Source organism: Rhodoferax ferrireducens, assembly GCF_031458075.1.
Lineage (GTDB): Bacteria > Pseudomonadota > Gammaproteobacteria > Burkholderiales > Burkholderiaceae_C > Rhodoferax_B > Rhodoferax_B ferrireducens_A.
This window is the reverse complement of the sequence record NZ_JAVDXT010000002.1, coordinates 1,381,898-1,398,530: the sequence shown is the minus strand read 5'-3', so window position 1 is coordinate 1,398,530 and position 16,633 is coordinate 1,381,898. Positions and strand designations below refer to the sequence as shown.

11 protein-coding genes are annotated in these 16,633 nt (G+C 64.3%); 8 read left to right on the top strand and 3 right to left on the bottom strand.

Features of this window, described 5'->3' with window-relative positions:
• Positions 1 to 113 precede the first annotated feature (113 nt).
• Positions 114 to 2,528 carry a glycoside hydrolase family 31 protein gene (locus J2X19_RS15490; protein ID WP_310374487.1) on the top strand — a complete coding sequence of 805 codons (2,415 nt, stop codon included), beginning with the start codon at positions 114 to 116 and terminating at the stop codon, positions 2,526 to 2,528.
• A gap of 87 nt (positions 2,529 to 2,615) precedes the next feature.
• On the opposite strand, the gene J2X19_RS15485 is transcribed toward J2X19_RS15490, so the two are convergent.
• Complete coding sequence (locus J2X19_RS15485) at positions 2,616 to 3,611, bottom strand: tripartite tricarboxylate transporter substrate binding protein (protein WP_310374485.1); 996 nt, start codon at positions 3,609 to 3,611, stop codon at positions 2,616 to 2,618.
• A 266-nt stretch (positions 3,612 to 3,877) separates the two neighbouring features.
• Here J2X19_RS15485 and J2X19_RS15480 point away from each other — a divergent pair, with 266 nt between their 5' ends.
• The 7 genes from J2X19_RS15480 (at position 3,878) to J2X19_RS15450 (ending at position 14,734) form a co-directional block, all read left to right on the top strand.
• Positions 3,878 to 6,130, top strand: a complete 2,253-nt coding sequence (locus J2X19_RS15480) for a rhodanese-like domain-containing protein (RefSeq protein WP_310374482.1) — start codon at positions 3,878 to 3,880, stop codon at positions 6,128 to 6,130.
• Entirely contained in the window at positions 6,127 to 7,554 is a 1,428-nt protein-coding gene (locus J2X19_RS15475) for a leucyl aminopeptidase family protein (protein ID WP_310374480.1), read from the top strand. The genes J2X19_RS15480 and J2X19_RS15475 overlap by 4 nt, the downstream gene beginning before the upstream one ends.
• 185 nt (positions 7,555 to 7,739) lie before the next feature.
• The gene (locus J2X19_RS15470) at positions 7,740 to 9,344 is read left to right on the top strand and encodes an ABC transporter substrate-binding protein (protein ID WP_310374477.1); all 1,605 of its coding nucleotides are present in this window, start codon (positions 7,740 to 7,742) and stop codon (positions 9,342 to 9,344) included.
• 35 nt (positions 9,345 to 9,379) lie between these two features.
• Positions 9,380 to 10,972, top strand: a complete 1,593-nt coding sequence (locus tag J2X19_RS15465; RefSeq protein ID WP_310374476.1) for an ABC transporter substrate-binding protein — start codon at positions 9,380 to 9,382, stop codon at positions 10,970 to 10,972.
• A 14-nt stretch (positions 10,973 to 10,986) separates the two neighbouring features.
• Positions 10,987 to 11,952, top strand: a complete 966-nt coding sequence (locus J2X19_RS15460; protein ID WP_310374474.1) for an ABC transporter permease — start codon at positions 10,987 to 10,989, stop codon at positions 11,950 to 11,952.
• 71 nt (positions 11,953 to 12,023) lie between these two features.
• Entirely contained in the window at positions 12,024 to 12,965 is a 942-nt protein-coding gene (locus J2X19_RS15455; protein ID WP_310374472.1) for an ABC transporter permease, read from the top strand.
• Complete coding sequence (locus J2X19_RS15450) at positions 12,962 to 14,734, top strand: dipeptide ABC transporter ATP-binding protein (protein WP_310374471.1); 1,773 nt, start codon at positions 12,962 to 12,964, stop codon at positions 14,732 to 14,734. The genes J2X19_RS15455 and J2X19_RS15450 overlap by 4 nt, the downstream gene beginning before the upstream one ends.
• Here J2X19_RS15450 and metC read toward each other — a convergent pair.
• Together metC and J2X19_RS15440 are read right to left on the bottom strand one after the other, a co-directional pair.
• Positions 14,731 to 15,969 carry a cystathionine beta-lyase gene (gene metC / locus J2X19_RS15445; protein WP_310374469.1) on the bottom strand — a complete coding sequence of 413 codons (1,239 nt, stop codon included), beginning with the start codon at positions 15,967 to 15,969 and terminating at the stop codon, positions 14,731 to 14,733. The genes J2X19_RS15450 and metC overlap by 4 nt on opposite strands.
• On the bottom strand, positions 15,966 to 16,607 hold the full coding sequence (locus tag J2X19_RS15440; RefSeq protein ID WP_310374467.1) for a cysteine dioxygenase family protein: 642 nt from the start codon (positions 16,605 to 16,607) through the stop codon (positions 15,966 to 15,968). Before J2X19_RS15440 ends, metC begins: the two co-directional genes overlap by 4 nt.
• Between the last annotated feature and the right edge of the window lie 26 nt (positions 16,608 to 16,633).

The following is a 16,633-nucleotide window of genomic DNA, read 5'->3' as shown; positions in this document are numbered from 1 at the left end:
ACGGCCAGACCACCATCCAGCGCGGCGACACCGTGTGCGTCAGCGCACCGCCGGAGCAGCTGCACTGCTTTGATTCCAACGGCCTACGGTTGTAACTCTTTCGCCCCATCACCATGCGTCTTGACCACCCTCCTCTTTTCGCCCTGCATGCCCGCAGCGGCAACCAGCTTGAACTGCGCAGCTCCGGCGGTGCCGTGGCCCACATCTGGGTACTTGAAGAAGACATTCTGCGTGTGTTGGTGCTGCCCAATGGCCAACTGCAAATGCCCCGCAGCTGGACAGTGGCGCCCGGCCTGGAAAACCTGCCAGTCGAAGGCCGCGACCGTTTTGACACCAGCGGCTTTTCGTTACCCAACTTCACGCTGGAGCAGGATGCACAACAGCTGTGCATCACCACCACCGCGGTGCGCCTGACCATTCAGCTGGAGGGCTTCTTCTGCCGCTGGGAAAGCCAGCACAAGGGCCAGTGGCAGGCCACCGCCGCCGACCGCTCCACCCAGAGCTACAACTTCGGCTGGTGGGACGAGAAGATCTACCACTACCTGCAGCGTGAGCGCGGCGAAGCCTACTTCGGCCTGGGCGAACGCGCCGGCGACGCCAACCGTGCCGGCCAGCGCTACCGCATGTGCAACCTCGACCCGATGGGCTACAGCGCGCGCAATACCGACCCGCTGTACAAACACATCCCGTTCTACATCACCCGCAAGGGTGGTGAAAAAGATGCGGGCTTATGCTTTGGCCTGTTCTACGACACCTTGTCCGACTGCAGCTTCGACATGGGCCGTGAGCTGGACAACTACCACGGCCACTACCGCTACTTCGTGGCCGACCATGGCGATCTCGACCTGTACTACATCGCCGGTGCGGACCCCGCCGCCATCACGCGCCGCTATACCTGGCTGACCGGCCGACCGATCTTTCCACCGCGCTATGCGCTCGGCTACTCGGGCTCCACCATGAGCTACACCGACGCACCGAACGCGCAGGAGCGTATGGGTGAGTTTCTGGAGCGCTGCGAAGAACACGACATTCCTTGCGACTCGTTCCACCTGTCCTCGGGCTACACCTCCATCGGCCCGGGCCGCTACGTGTTCAACTGGAACCGCGAAAAATTCCCCGACCCTGCCGCCTTTGTACAAAGCTACCTGGCCAAGGGCGTGCGCCTGGTACCCAACATCAAGCCCGCACTGCTGCGCGACCACCCGCGTTTCGACGAGGCCCGCAAGGCAGGCCTGCTGGTGCAGGACCCCGATGGCCAGCCCACCGCCATACAGTTCTGGGACGGCACCGGTGCCTACCTGGACTTCACCAACCCCGCCACCATCGCCTGGTGGAAGCAGCAGGTCACCGAGCAGCTGCTGCAGTACGGCATCCCCACCACCTGGAACGACAACAACGAATACGAGATCTGGAGCGACCAGGCTATGGTGCACGGCTTCGGCACGCCGCGCCGCGCCCGCGAAGCCAAGCCACAGCAGACCCTGTTGATGATGCAGGCCTCGCATGCCGCGCAGACCGAGTTCGCGCCACAAGAGCGCCCCTACCTGGTATCCCGCTCGGGCGCCGCCGGCATGCAGCGCTATGTGCAAACCTGGTCGGGCGACAACTACACGGACTGGGAAACCCTGCGCTACAACATCCGCATGGGCCTAGGCCTGGCGATGTCGGGTGTATCGAACACCGGGCATGACATCGGCGGCTTCTCCGGCCCCGCGCCTGGCCCCGAGCTGCTGGTACGCTGGGTGCAGCATGGCATCTTCCTGCCGCGCTTCAGCATCCATTCGTGGAACGACGACCAGACGGTGAATGAACCCTGGATGTACCCGGCAGTCACGCCACAGATCCGCGAACTCATAGCTCTGCGCTACCGGTTGATGCCCTACCTGTACGACCTGGTGTGGCGCTACCACAGCGCGTTCGAGCCCATCATCCGCCCGACCTACCATGACTTCCCTGAAGACCCGCGCTGCCTCGAAGAAAACGACGAGATGCTGCTGGGTGCCCACCTGCTGGTGGCCTCGGTGGTGGAGCAAGGCCAAAGCCAGCGCGCGGTATGGTTGCCGGGTAGCGGTGGCTGGTATGAGTGGCATACGGCACGGCACCACCAGGCTGGCCAGCAAGTCACACTCGATGCCCCGCTAGCCGGCCCTCCCCCGCTGCTGGCCCGCGAAGGCTGCGCCATTCCGATGAATTTCGGTGAAATCCATTTTGGCCAGGTGGAAGACCAGCGCGGCTTCCAGGTGTTTCCGTTCCTCGGAGAGGGCGTGTTCGAAGCCACCTGCTTTGAAGACGACGGCCATTCCCAAGCCTGCCGCGATGGTAATTTTGGCCAGTGGCGGCTGCAACTGCGCTGCACTGCGCAGAGCCTCGAGATCGGTGTACAGCGCGAAGGCATGCGGCCGCCCCAGCAAGGCAGCCTGGTGCTGCTTCTGCCAGCGGCTGAACGGCGCAACCTCAGCTTTAGCGGTGCAACGCTGACGGAAGATGTGCCTGGGGCTCACTGGCGCCGATTGACGCTGAAGCTCTAGTTTGCGATCTTCTTGGGTGGTTAGCCATCCAGCGAGGTCGCGGGCGGAGAAACGGCGGCAATCGCTGTTCCTGCCGCCATGCAGGCCTCAACGCAGCGAGATCCCTGCTGTCTTTATCGCCAATGCGTACTTGGGCTGTTCGGTCTGCAAACTGGCGGCGAGATCCGCTGGCTTGCCACCGGCTACTTTGAAACCCATGTCTTCGAGCTTGGCCCGTACTTCAGGCGTTTTCAACACGGTTTGGATGTCTCGGTTGATTTTCTCCACAATGGCGGATGGGGTGCCGGAGGGCGCAAAGTAGCCCTGCCAGCTCTCTACCGAGAACCCGGGCAGACCTGCTTCGGCCATGGTCGGCACATCAGGCAGTGCGGGTGATCGGTAAGCTGTGGTCACGGCCAGCGCGCGCAGCTTGCCGGCACGCACATATTCGGTCACCGCGGCCAATGTAATCAGTGTGGCATCCGTGTGGCCGCCGAGCACGTCCAGCGTAGCCGGGCCGCCACCTGGGTAGGGAATGTAGTTGACCTTGGCGCCGGTTTCTTGCGTGATGATTTCATGCGCCACGTGGGCTATACCGCCGTTGCCCGGCAGGCCCAGACTGATGCTTTCCGGCTTGGCTTTGGCGCGGGCCAGGTACTCGGCAAAGTTGTGGATGCCGGTGGCTGGGTTCACCACCAGAATCTGCGGATTGACGACAGCCTTGATCACCGGCGTAAACGCCTTGGCATCGTAGGGCAGCTCGCGAAACAAGATGGCGTTGAGGGTCAAGCCCTCCCCTTGCTGCAGCAAGGTATAGCCATCGGGCGCTGCCTTGGCCACCTTGTTGGCACCAATAGTGCCACTGGCGCCTGCAATGTTTTCCACCACCACCGACTGGCCCCACAGCTGGCTCAATTTGTCCGCCAGGGTGCGGGTCAGCTTGTCGGCACTGCCACCTGCGGCCACCGGTACCACAATGCGCACCGGTTTGTTGGGATAGACGTCGGCCTCGCCTGCATAGACAGTCGGTACTAGCAGCGCTGCCGTGGCGAAGGAGGTGATCAGTGCAGCGCTCAAGCTGCGGAAAAGAAAGCGTTTTTGCATGAAAAGCCTGTAGCGGAGGTCGGAAGATGGTCGACTCTAGGCAGGCCTTCCAGCCATGTGAACGAATGATTACGCCTATCGATATGCGCTTGGCCCTCTTGATGCGGCCAAGTGCAGCGGGTGTATCGCCGCAACCATTGCGCCACCAGCAGCGCATATGTTTAGTTGGTTTGCTTCGTTGTGCCAGGTTGTTTATCCACGTAGGCTGGGCAGATTCTTCACGCTTTTTTCAGCACTCTCCTCTGATTTCCATCCGCCCTAGCACCATGACCCAAACTTCCATCTCCCTTGATTTCAGCGGCAGCGACATCGCCAGCCGACGTGCCAGCGCCGTGACCGCATTTATCCATACGGCTCGGCGACTGCTGCCCGACCCACAACGCGCCACAGCCGAGCAACTGCAAGTGGTTGCCGATGCCTTGGTCCAGCTGGGCCTGCAGAAAGAGTTGTTTCCCGCAGCGCATTTTTCCGTTGATGCGGAGCACCCGGCGCAGGTATACCGGCTGGCCGAAGACTTGGACGGGCACTACGCGCTCTACGTTTCGGCCGGCCTGCCGGGCAAAGCCCAGCCACCGCACAACCACACAACCTGGGCCATCATTGCCGGCATTAGCGGCAACGAACGCAACGAGGTATATAGCCGCCATACGACCAGCGATTCAAGCATTGACCGACTGCAGCACACGCGCACTGTCGATGTTGCCACCGGCTCCGCCATCACTCTTGGGCCTGACGATGTGCACACCATTGAACTGCTTGGCAGTGAACCTGGCTTGCACCTGCACTTTTACGGCCTGGCGCTCGACCGCCTGCTGGAGCGCGTGGTGTTTCAGGGCAAGACGGGTGGCAGCTACCGCACCTTTGCACCGCCTGCACTGATCCGCCATCCGCTGATTTCGCCCCAGGCGCTCAAGGCAGCCCTAGCCCCGGAGCACCAAGGCCGAGGTGGCGAAGAAATCGCCGTGCTGGACGTGCGTGAAACCGGCGTGTTCACCCACCGCCACATCTTGCTGGCGGCGTCTGCCCCGCTATGGCGGCTGGAGCTTCTGATCGATCGACTGGTGCCGCGGCGCAATACCCGCGTCGTGCTGGTCGACGCCGATGAATCCCTGACCCACCAAGCCGCCGCCAAGCTGGTACGGCTGGGTTGGTACAACGTCTCGGTCCTGGAGGGGGGCACCGACGCCTGGGCCGATGCGGGGTTCGAGATCTTCAGTGGCAGCAATGTGCCGAGCAAAGCCTTTGGCGAAGTCATTGAGCACAAGAAGCATACGCCGTGGATCGACACCGAAGAGCTACAGCAACGTATTGAGCGCGGCGACAACATCGTGGTGGTCGACAGCCGTACGCCCGAGGAGTTTGCCGCGTTCAGTCTGCCATTTGCCCATAGCCTGCCCGGCGCCGAGCTGGTCTACCGGATTGGCGAAATCGCCCCGGACCCGAGCACATTTGTGGTGGTGAACTGCGCGGGCCGCACCCGCAGCATCGTGGGTGCGCAGACGCTGATCGACGCCGGCATCCCGAACCAAGTGGCCTCGTTGAAAGACGGCACCATGGCCTGGCTGCTGGCCGGTCGCTCCTTGGCCCATGGCCGCACCACCCCATTGCCCGAACCTGGCACCGCCACGGTGGCCACGGCCCGCGAGCGCGCGGCTTCGGTAGCGCGGCGTGCCGGCGTGCAGCACATAGATGCAGACACCCTGGCACGCTTCGAGGCGGAAGCGGGCGAACGCAGCTTGTACCGTTTTGACATACGCACGCAAGAAGAATTTCAGGCCGGCCATCTGGAGGGCTGGCGCTGGGCGGCTGGGGGCCAACTGGTGCAGGCGACCGATGAGTATGCCGCCACGCGCCATGCGCGCATCGTACTGGCCGACTGGGACGGCGTGCGCGCCCTGACCACCGGCGCCTGGCTCGCCCAGCTGGGTGGCTATGAGGTTTTTGTGTATGCCCCAACGGAAAATGCCCATCCAGCCGCCCCGCTGCCGACGCTGGTAACCGGCGCCGAACCCATCCGCATATTGCAATCCCGCGCTCCGGCACCATTGGCATCTCCTGCCCAAGCCGCCAACTTGCTGGCTAGCGGTCAAGCGGTGGCCTTTGACGTAGACCGCCGCGCTGCCTTTGAGCGCCGCCACGTTGCAGGTGCCAGCTTCTCCGTACCGGACCGCCTGCCTGGCTTTGTGGCAGCTCTAGCCGCTGAGAAAATCGTACTGCTGACCTCACCCGATGGCGTGCTGGCCCGCAGCGTGGCGGCCGAGCTGGCAGTCCAAACCGGACGTGATGTGCGCGCCATCAGTGGCGGCACCGACGCCTGGTTTGCGGCCGGCCTGCCCGTAGCCAGCGGTGCCGAGGGAGTACTTACCGGCGATGACGACCATTGGTACAGCCCTTATGCCCACGCGGACCTGGCTGCACGCGACGCCGGCTTCCGCGCCTATCTGGATTGGGAACTCGGCCTGGTCGCCCAGCTGGCACGCGAAGGCGACGTCGGCATTCGCCTGGTGCCCGCGGCTTGAGCGAGGAAGACAAAGAAGCGGTACCGGCAGCATCGCCTTTTGCGCTGCCACCACAGGCTGCGATACCGCTCTACCGCGTCACACCAGCCAAGCTCCCGACCTTACTGCAGCAGCTACCACCCGCCCAGGCCCATTGGGTGCATGCAGCCGGTTTTGAGCCTGGCCCTGGCCGTACCCTGTTGCTGCCGGGTGTCGACAATGGTTTGGCGGGAGTCTTGGTCGGTGTCGATGCTGGGCAGCCGCTGTGGCAGCTGGCGGGTTTGCCGCGGGTGCTGCCTCCGGGCGTCTATGCGCTGGTGGAGTCCACTCCACCTGAGCACACCACGTTGTTGCAACTGGGCTGGGCGCTGGGCGCCTTGCCGTCCAATCGGCAGACGGGCGCCGCTGCCCCCGGCCCTGAAAGCGGCCCCCGGCTGCTGGCCAGCCAAGCCGAACAAGACCTGGTCACACCTCTGGCCGCAGCCATCGGCCAGGTCCGCCGTCTGGTCAATCTTCCCGCCAACCAGCTCGGTCCTACACAGCTTGCCGCAGCGGTACGCCAGTTGACAGACCGCCATACCGCCCATTACCGCGAATGGGTGGGCGATGCCCTGCCGGCAGCCGGTTTCTCTCTGGTGCATGCCGTTGGGAAAGCCGCTGCCGACGCACCACGGGTGGCCGAGTTGCAGTGGGGTGACGCCAACTCGCCGCACGTGGTATTGATCGGCAAAGGCGTTTGCTTTGACTCCGGTGGGCTCGACCTCAAGCCCGCCACGGGCATGCGCTGGATGAAGAAAGACATGGGTGGCGCAGCCCATGCCATTGCGCTGGCCGAACTGGTCATGCAGGTGCAGTTACCGGTGCATTTGACGCTGGTGATTCCTGCGGCCGAAAACGCGGTAGGCGCTGGCGCACTGCGTCCGGGCGACATCGTCCAAGCCGGCAACGGCAGCCTGGTGGAAATCGAAAACACCGATGCCGAAGGCCGGTTGCTGCTGGCCGATGCTCTGCACCATGCACTGCATGACACGGCCAAGCCACCAGATCTGGTGATAGATCTGGCCACCCTCACCGGTGCCGCACGTGTGGCGCTTGGCCCAGATCTACCCGCGCTGTTCAGCAACCAGGATGCACTGGCCGACGAACTATTGGCGCATGCACGACAGCAGGCCGACCCGCTGTGGCGCATGCCGTTATGGGCGCCCTACCGCAGCATGCTCAAGTCGGACCATGCCGACACCTTGAACGCCGCCAGCGCCCCCTTGGGTGGCGCCATTACGGCGGCTTTGTTTCTGGAGAACTTCGTGCCCAGCGGCGTCCCCTGGCTGCACCTGGACCTGTTCGCTTGGAACCTGGAAGACCGCCCGGGCCGCCCCAAAGGCGGTGAAGCCCAGGGTCTGCGTGCGCTGTTCGCATTGCTGGCGCGGCGTTTTCCTGCGGGCTGAATGCCTACCCTAAAACCAGCAACCTAAAGCGCATTTGCTTAGGCGGAATCCTGCTTTGTGATCTGCACCGCGCTCGCCACAATCCGCCCTTTGTGGCAGCGCTATCCATCCTGCCCTATCTCCACATTGCCTGACCTCATATGACACCTACTCGCCATCCACAACGCCGCGCCACTTTCCGTGCAATGACACTGGTTTCGGCGCTGGTCGCCGCACTGCTGGGCACGCCAGCAGGCCATGCCGAAACCCTGCGCTGGGCGCGCTCGACGGATGCGTCCACTTTGGACCCGCACGCACTCAACAACGGCCCCAACCACAACCTGCTGCACCAGGTGTACGAGCCGCTGATCATCCGCAACGCCGATGGCAAACTGCTGCCCACCTTGGCCGCGTCATGGGCATTGACCCGCGACCCCACGGTGTGGGAGTTCAAGCTGCGCAAGGGTGTGAAGTTCCACGACGGCAGCCTGTTCACGGCCGACGACGTGCTGTTCTCCTTGCAGCGCGCCCGCGCCCCCACGTCGGACATGCGCTCGCTGCTGGTGTCGATCACCGATGTGGTGAAGGTCGACCCGTTCACCGTGCACATCAAGACCAGCGGGCCGAACCCGCTGCTGCCCGACAACCTGATCAACATCCAGATCCTCAGCGCGGCCTGGGCCAAGGCCCATGGTGTGGAGCAACCCCAAAACGCCTCGGCCAAAGAAGAAACCTACGCCACGCGCAACGTCAACGGCACCGGCCCCTACACCCTGGTCTCGCGCGAGCAAGACAGCCGCACGGTGCTCAAGCTGTTCCCCGGCTACTGGGGCCGCGGCCAGTTCCCGCTGGAGATCGACGAACTGGTCTATCTGCCCATCAAGTCACCCGCGACCCGCGTCGCCGCCCTGCTCTCGGGCGAAGTGGACTTTGTGCAAGACCTGCCGATCCAGGACATAGCCCGCCTGCGCGCCGACCCCAAGCTGCGCGTCAACCAGGCTGCCGAGAACCGCACCATCTTTCTGGGTCTGAACGTGGGCACAGCGCCGCTCACGTATTCCGACGTGAAGGACAAGAATCCCTTGGCCGACCGCCGGGTACGCCAGGCCTTCCAGCTGGCGATTGACCGCAACACGCTTCAAACCGCGGTGATGCGTGGCCTCTCGGTGCCGACCAACATCATTGCGCCGCCGTTTGTGCACGGCTATGAAAAAGCCTTTGGCGCCGTAGGCAAGAGCGACGCAGCCCAGGCCAAGAAGCTGCTGGCCGAGGCCGGCTACCCGAACGGCTTTGGCATCACCCTGCATTGCACCAACGACCGCTACCTGAACGACGAGGCCATCTGCCAGGCTGTATCGGGCTTTTTGGGGCGCATCGGGGTGAAGACCACCGTAGTGTCGCGCCCGCTGGCGATCCAGACCGCTGCCATCAACAACCAGGACACCGATTTCTACCTCTACGGATGGGGCGTGCCCACCTACGACTCGGCCTACATCTTTGACTACCTGGTGCACACCCGCGGCAAAAACGCGCGCGGCGCCACCAATGCCACCCGTTTCAGCAACGCCGAGGTAGACCGCCAGATCGTCTCGCTCGCTTCCGAAGGCGATGCCAAGAAGCGCGATGCCACGATCAAGTCGATCTGGACCACGGTGCAGAAAGAGCTGATCTACCTGCCGCTGCACGACCAGATCCAGACCTACGCCATGGTGCGCAAATTCGACATTCCGGTGAACCCGTCGAACACGCCGTACTTCAAGTTTTTCAAGGTGAGCAACTCCGCCAGTAGCACGGCTGCCGCTGCGCAGTAAGACCCCGGCCCAGACCTCTTTCCTACAAAAACTCCATGTTCATCCGTTCCGTTCTCAGCACTACCCTGGTGGCAGCCACCCTGCTCTCCGCTACCGGCCTGCACGCAGAATCCGTGCGCTGGGCCCGCTCGTCCGACCCGGCCACGCTCGACCCGCATGCGGTCAACCTCAACACCAACGTGACCTTGCTGCACCAGGTCTACGAGCCGCTGGTGCTGCGCACGGCAGACGGCAAGCTGCAACCCGGCTTGGCCACCGCCTGGAAGATCAGCGCCGACCCCACGGTGTGGGAGTTCAAGCTGCGCCCGGGCGTGAAGTTCCACGATGGCGCCACATTGAGCGCTGACGACGTGGTCTTCTCCATCCAGCGTGCCAAGACTGCCACCTCGGCCTGGAAGACGCTGCTGGCGCCGGTGGTCGAGGTGCGCCGTGTCGACGCCCTCACGGTGCAGATCAAGACCTCGGGCCCGAATCTGGTGCTGCCGAATACCTTGACCAACCTGTTTATCGTCAACGCCGCCTGGGCCAAGGGCCACCAGTCGGAACAGCCGCAAGACGTGTCGGGCAAAGACGAAAACTTCGCCACCCGCAACGAGAACGGCACCGGCCCCTACCAGTTGGTGTCGCGCGAACCCGATACCCGCACCGTGTTCAAACAGTTCCCCGGCTACTGGGGCAAAGGCCAAGTGCCGCTGGAAGTCACCGAGATCGTCTACCTGCCGATCAAATCGCCCGCCACCCGCATCGCCGCCTTGTTGTCCGGTGAAGTGGACTTTGTGCAAGACGTGCCAGCCCAGGACGTGGCACGCCTGAAAGCCGACGCTGGCTTGCGCGTCACCGAAGGGCTGGAGAACCGCACCATCTATCTCGGCCTCAATGTGGGTGCCAAGGAGCTCAAGTACAGCGACGTCAAAGGCAAGAACCCGCTGGCCGACGCCCGGGTGCGCGAAGCCTTCGGCTTGGCGATCGACCGCGAAGCCCTGCGCACCGCGGTGATGCGCGGCTTGTCGGTGCCAGCCGGCATCATCACGCCGCAGTTCGTGCACGGCTACGAGAAAGGCTTCGACACCTGGCCCAAACCCGATGTCGCCCAGGCCAAGAAACTGCTGGCCGACGCCGGCTATCCTAGCGGCTTCGGCATCACCCTGCACTGCCCGAACAACCGCTACGTGAACGACGAAGCCATCTGCACCGCGGTGTCGGGCTTTCTGGCGCGCATTGGGGTGAAGGCAACCGTCGCTGCCCGGCCGATTGCCCAACACGCCACCGCCATCAACCAGGCCGACACCGACTTCTACCTGTACGGCTGGGCCGCGCCTACGTTCGACTCGGCCTACATCTTCGACTACCTGGTGCACACCCGCGGCAAAGACGGCCGCGGCTCGGCCAATGCGATTGGCTATAGCAACGCCGAGACCGACGCCAAGATTGCATCGCTGGCCACCGAGGGTGACGCGAAGAAGCGCGACGCGACCATCCACAGCATCTGGCAGACCGTGCAGAAAGAAGGCTTCTACCTGCCGCTGCACCACCAGGTACTGGACTACGCAATGCAGCGCAAGCTGGACATCCCGGTGAACCCCGAGGACGCGATCTTCTTCAAGAACGTCAAAGTCGCGGCACCCTGACGGCAAGGATACGCATGCTGCTACTCCTTCTGCGCCGCCTCGGCCAGTCCATCCTGGTGCTGCTGGCGGTCTCGTTTGTGTCGTTCATGGTGTTCCGCCACATTGGCGACCCCACCATCAGCCTGCTCGGCGAAGACGCGTCCCTCGCCGACCGCCAGGCTGTGATTGCCGAACTGGGCTTTGACCAGCCGGTGCCGGTGCAGTACCTGCGCTACCTGGGCAATGTGCTGCACGGCGAGTTCGGCATTTCCTACCGGCTCAAGCGCCCGGTGGTCGAGGTGATTGCCGAGCGCCTGCCAGCTACGCTGGAGCTGGCCTTGGTGGCCGGGCTATTGGCGGTAGCTGGTGGCGTGGCCTTGGGCGTTTACACCGCCATCCGGCATGACTCCTGGGCCAGTCGGGTGCTGATGACGGTGTCGCTGGTGGGCGTGTCGCTGCCCACCTTCCTGATCGGCATTGGCCTGATCTACCTGTTCTCGGTGGAGCTGCGCTGGTTGCCGTCTTTCGGCCGGGGCGACACCGTGGCCCTGGGCGGCTGGCGTACCGGTTTTCTCACCGCATCGGGCTGGGCGTCCCTGGTGCTGCCAGTGTGTACGCTGGCCTTGTTCAAGCTCACGCTGATCATGCGCCTGGTGCGCACCGAGATGCTAGAGGCATTGCGTACTGACTACGTGCGTTTTGCGCGTGCGCGCGGCCTGCCCGAGCGGCGCATCCACTACCGGCACGCATTGCGCAACACCTTGATCCCGGTGGTCACCATCACCGGCCTGCAGATAGGCTCGCTCATCGCTTTTGCCATCGTCACCGAGACGGTCTTCCAGTGGCCGGGCGTGGGTCTGCTGTTCATCTCGTCGATCCAGGCAGTGGACGTGCCGGTGATCGCCGCCTACCTGCTGCTGATCGCGGTGCTGTACGTGCTGATCAACTTTGTGGTGGACGGCGTGTACCTGCTGGTCGATCCCCGCTTGCGCCAAATTTAAAAAAAATCATGCGCCTGCGCTTATACAACCTGCGCAAGCAGCTATTAATTGCATAGCAAACCGATTCTTTTATGACAACACCCACTACCGCGCCCTCCGCTCCCAGGCGCAGACTGTGCCATTCGGACTCGGCCGTGCTGCGCTCCCTGGCCAGCTCCTACACCGTGCAGGCCGCCGTGGCCGTGCTGGCGCTGCTATTGCTCGCGGCACTGCTGGCGCCCTGGCTGGCGCTGCAAAACCCGTTCGACCCGGCGGTGCTGGAACTGATAGACGCCTTCACCCGGCCGGGCCAACCCGGGCTCACCGGCGCCCTCTATCCGCTAGGCAGCGACGACCAGGGGCGTGATGTGTTCTCGGCCATCCTCTACGGACTGCGCATGTCGCTGCTGGTAGGTGGTGCCTCGGTGGCGCTGTCGCTGGCCATTGGGGTGCCGCTGGGCCTGGTGGCCGGCTATGTGGGCGGCTGGTTCGACACCCTGGTGATGCGGGTGGCCGACGTGCAGCTCACCTTTCCGGTGCTGCTGGTGGCTCTGCTGGTGTTTGGCATTGCGCGCGGCGTCTTGCCCGCGGGCTACCGCGACGACATGGCGCTGTACGTGATCGTGCTGGCCATCGGTTTGTCGGAATGGGTGCAGTACGCGCGTACCGTGCGCGGTGCGGTGATGGTGGAGAAGCACAAGGACTACGTGCTGGCCGCGCAGGTCATAGGCCGATCCCGTACCGGCATACTGGTGAAACACATCCTGCCGAATCTGCTGGCGCCGGTCTTGGTCATCGCCAGCATCAGCTTTGCGCTGGCCATCGTGGCCGAGTCCACCCTGTCCTACCTGGGCGTAGGCCTGCCGCCCACCCAGCCCTCGCTGGGCACGCTCATTCGCATTGGTCAAGGTTTCCTGTTCTCCGGCGAGTGGTGGATTCTGCTGTTCCCCGGGCTGGTGCTGCTGGCCCTGGCGCTTTCCGTCAACCTCGTCGGCGACTGGCTGCGCGACGCCCTGAACCCCAAACTGCAATGACCGCACGCGACACGATTTTCACGGCCGTCGACGATCTCGCCCCCAAGCTCCGCGACGATCCAACTCCGACCCTGCGCGTACGCAAGCTGGGGGTGACGTTCGACACCTACCGTGGCCCGGTGCAGGTGCTGCGTGACGTGTCCTTCGACATCGCCCCCGGCGAAATCCTGGGCGTGGTGGGTGAATCCGGCGCCGGCAAGTCCATGACCGGCAACGCCGTCATTGGCCTGATCGCTGCACCCGGGCGCCTGAGCGGTGGCACGGTGGAACTGCGCGGCGAACGCATAGACACACTGCATCGCGAAGACCTGCGCCGGCTGCGCGGCAAGCACATAGGCATGGTGTTCCAGGACCCGCTCACCAGCCTGAACCCGGTGCTCAGCATTGGCCAGCACCTGGTGGAGACCATCCGCACCCACCTGCCCTTGAGCCCGCAGCAGGCGCGTGCGCGGGCCATCGCGCTGCTGGCCGAGGTGGAGATTGCCGACCCGGCCAGCCGCATCGACCAGTACCCGCACCAGTTTTCCGGCGGCATGCGGCAGCGCGTGGCGATTGCCCTGGCGCTGTGTGCCGAGCCGGCCCTGCTGATCGCCGACGAGCCCACTACCGCGCTCGACGTGTCGGTACAGGCCCAGGTGATCCGCGTGCTGCGCCGGGTCTGCCGCGAACGTGGCACCGCCGTCCTGCTGATCACCCACGACATGGGCGTCATCGCCGAGGCCGCCGACCGGGTGATGGTGATGTACCAGGGCCAGGTGCTGGAAACCGGCCCGGTGCGCCGCGTGCTGGACCACCCGCAGGCACCCTACACGCGTGCGCTGATGGCGGCCATTCCATCGCTTACGCAAAGACTGCACCGGCTGCCGGTGCCCGAAATCGGCGCCGACCTGGCTGCGCCTGCCTGCCTTGCGCCCGTACCAGTTTCGGCTCCGCAAAGGCCGTCGGCTGAGGCCGCGCCCCTGCTGCAGGTACAGAACCTGTCGCGTGACTTCGATCTCTCGGCTAGTTGGCTGCTGCGCACCTTGACTGGCCAGCCGAAAAAGGTATTGCATGCTGTGCAGGACCTGAGCTTCAGCATTCCGCGCGGCAGCAGCTTCGGGCTGGTGGGCGAGTCGGGCTCCGGCAAATCCACCGTGGCGCGGATGATCGCCGGCCTGACGCGTCCTACGGCCGGCCGTGTGCTGTTCAACGGCATCGACCGCTGGGCCGATCCCGCAGGCGCAGCCGCGCTGCGCAAACGCTTCCAGATGATCTTTCAAGACCCCTACGCCAGCCTGAACCCGCGCTGGCGGGTGGACAGGCTGATCGCCGAACCGCTGCAGGTGCTGGGCTTGACCAGTGGGCCTGATGAGACCGCCGAACGCGTTCAAGAGGCGCTACGCCGTGTGCGCCTGTCGCCCGACGACGGCAGGCGTTACCCGCACCAATTCTCCGGTGGGCAGCGTCAGCGCATCGCGATTGCGCGGGCCTTGGCCAGCCGGCCGGAATTCATCGTCTGCGACGAACCGACGTCTTCACTCGACGTGTCGGTCCAGGCCCAGGTGCTGAACCTGATGCGTGACTTGCAAGATGAGTTTGGCCTGACCTATTTGCTGATCAGCCACAACCTGGCCGTGGTGCGCCATATGTGCGACCAGGTGGGGGTGATGCAGCATGGCCGCCTGGTGGAGGTCGGCCCGGCCGAAGCCGTGTTGACGGCTCCGGCGCATGCCTACACCCGGGAACTGATGGCCGCAGTGCCCGACATCGGCCGGGTCACAGCGGTTTAAGCCGCTACCAACGTTGGGGCGCGTGCGGCTTGCAACGCCGCCGCTTTGGCCAGGGCTTGCTCCACGTCGGCGATCAGGTCTTGCGGGTCTTCCAGGCCGATGTGCAGGCGCACCACCGGCTGGGTGCTGGTCCAGCTTCGGTAGGCCGCCAAGCGCTCGGGCGGCGCGATCAAAGCCAGGCTTTCGTAGCCACCCCAGGACGCGCCAATGCTGAAATGCTGCAAGGCATCGACAAAAGCATTCGCCACAGAAACATCCGCATCGCGGAACTCAAACGACACCAGGCCGCTGGAACCGCTGAAATCGCGTTGCCACAAGGCGTGGCCCGGGTCTTCCGGCAAGGCCGGGTAGAAAACCCGGGCTACCTGCGGGTGCCGCTGCAACGCTTTGGCCACCAGGGTGGCGTGGCGCTGGTGCTGGGCCAGGCGCACAGGCAGGGTGCGCAGGCCGCGCAACGACAAGTAAGCGTCGTCAGCCCCGATGGTCAGGCCTAGCGCTTCGTAGGTCAAAGTGAGCTTGGCCGCCAGCGCCGGGCTGTCGACCACCACGATGCCCTGCATCAGGTCGGAGTGACCAGCGATGTACTTGGTAGCGGCCTGCACCACCACGTTGGCACCCAGCGCCAGCGGCTTGTAGAACCAGCCACCGCTCCAGGTGTTGTCGGCCACCACCGTGATACCGCGTGCGGCGGCAACTGCTGCCAGCGCCGGCAGATCAATCACCTCGAACAACAAGGAGCTGGGCGACTCCAGGTAGACCAGGCGGGTGTTCGGGCGAATCAACGCGGCCAGATCGTCATGCCCTGGCGAGAAGTATTCCAAGGTCACGCCAATGCGTTTCAGCAATCCGTCATCGACACGGCGCACCGGGGCGTAAACGTTGTCGGCCACCAAGGCGTGGTCGCCGGGAGCCAACAAGGCCAAGAGCGTCAGCGAGATGGCAGCCAGGCCGGACGGCGCGAGAAAGGCGCGGTGGCCGCCCTCCAGTTCGGTCACCGCGTCTTCCAAGGCCTGGTGGGTGTCGAGCCCGTGGCGGCCATAGCCGGCCACCCGCTCGCCGGCTGCGCGGCGGTGGTGCACATCGGCATAGGCCGCGGTATCGGCAAAACGCACGGTGCTGGTCCGCACCACCGGCACGTTGACGGGGCCTGTGCCGTCGCGCAAGGGCGGCACACCCGCATGCAGCAGCCGCGTGGAGGAACCTAACGGCTGAGTGCTCTTGCCTTTAACGCTCATGCCGCCACCTTGCTGGCTTGGAACTGTGTAGCGTTGTAGTTCAGCACCTGGCCGGTCTCCAGGTTGATGCCGATACGGCCAGAGAGCGCTTCCAATGCGCGCCCATACAGGTGGAAGTGCAGCGTGGGCGCATCGCCCACCACATGGATGCTGTGGATATCGTCCGGCAAAAACGCCACCGAGGTACCCGGCTGCACCGTCAGCTCACGCACCAAATCCAACGCGGCGAACTCAGGGTTCAGGCCGTCGTCGGTGCGGCGGTAGATGCGGTTCACCTCTTGCCCCTCCAGGGCCACGATCACTGCCCAGGTCGTGTGGTTGTGCGGGATGGTGGTCTTGCCCGGGTTGATGGAGTTGAGGTACAGCGCCAGCCCCTCGTCCCCGTCGCCGGCGTTCAGACGGTAACGGGTGGAGGCGCCCACACCCTCGTTCGCTGCCGGAGGGGCAAAGTCACTGCGCGGGAAGAGTTGCTTCTGCGCCGCCAGGCGCTCCAGGCGTGCGGCAATGGCTTCCAGCGTAACGCGGGCCACTGGCTGATGCTGGGCGAGGATGTGGTTGATATCTTCCAGCGTTTCTGCAACCAGTTCGCTGCGCTGTAGGGCCAGAGAGTCTTTCAAAGGGATCAGGGTTTCGGCCATCATGGGCTCCTTGTTGATATGGGGGG

Excerpts from the sequence above, each read along its gene's own strand:
- J2X19_RS15490 (WP_310374487.1), top strand. The coding sequence starts at position 114 with ATGCGTCTTGACCACCCTCCTCTTTTCGCCCTGCATGCCCGCAGCGGC.
- J2X19_RS15485 (WP_310374485.1), bottom strand. The coding sequence starts at position 3,611 with ATGCAAAAACGCTTTCTTTTCCGCAGCTTGAGCGCTGCACTGATCACC.
- J2X19_RS15480 (WP_310374482.1), top strand. The coding sequence starts at position 3,878 with ATGACCCAAACTTCCATCTCCCTTGATTTCAGCGGCAGCGACATCGCC.
- J2X19_RS15470 (WP_310374477.1), top strand. The coding sequence starts at position 7,740 with ATGACACTGGTTTCGGCGCTGGTCGCCGCACTGCTGGGCACGCCAGCA.
- J2X19_RS15465 (WP_310374476.1), top strand. The coding sequence starts at position 9,380 with ATGTTCATCCGTTCCGTTCTCAGCACTACCCTGGTGGCAGCCACCCTG.
- J2X19_RS15460 (WP_310374474.1), top strand. The coding sequence starts at position 10,987 with ATGCTGCTACTCCTTCTGCGCCGCCTCGGCCAGTCCATCCTGGTGCTG.
- J2X19_RS15455 (WP_310374472.1), top strand. The coding sequence starts at position 12,024 with ATGACAACACCCACTACCGCGCCCTCCGCTCCCAGGCGCAGACTGTGC.
- J2X19_RS15450 (WP_310374471.1), top strand. The coding sequence starts at position 12,962 with ATGACCGCACGCGACACGATTTTCACGGCCGTCGACGATCTCGCCCCC.
- metC (WP_310374469.1), bottom strand. The coding sequence starts at position 15,969 with ATGAGCGTTAAAGGCAAGAGCACTCAGCCGTTAGGTTCCTCCACGCGG.
- J2X19_RS15440 (WP_310374467.1), bottom strand. The coding sequence starts at position 16,607 with ATGGCCGAAACCCTGATCCCTTTGAAAGACTCTCTGGCCCTACAGCGC.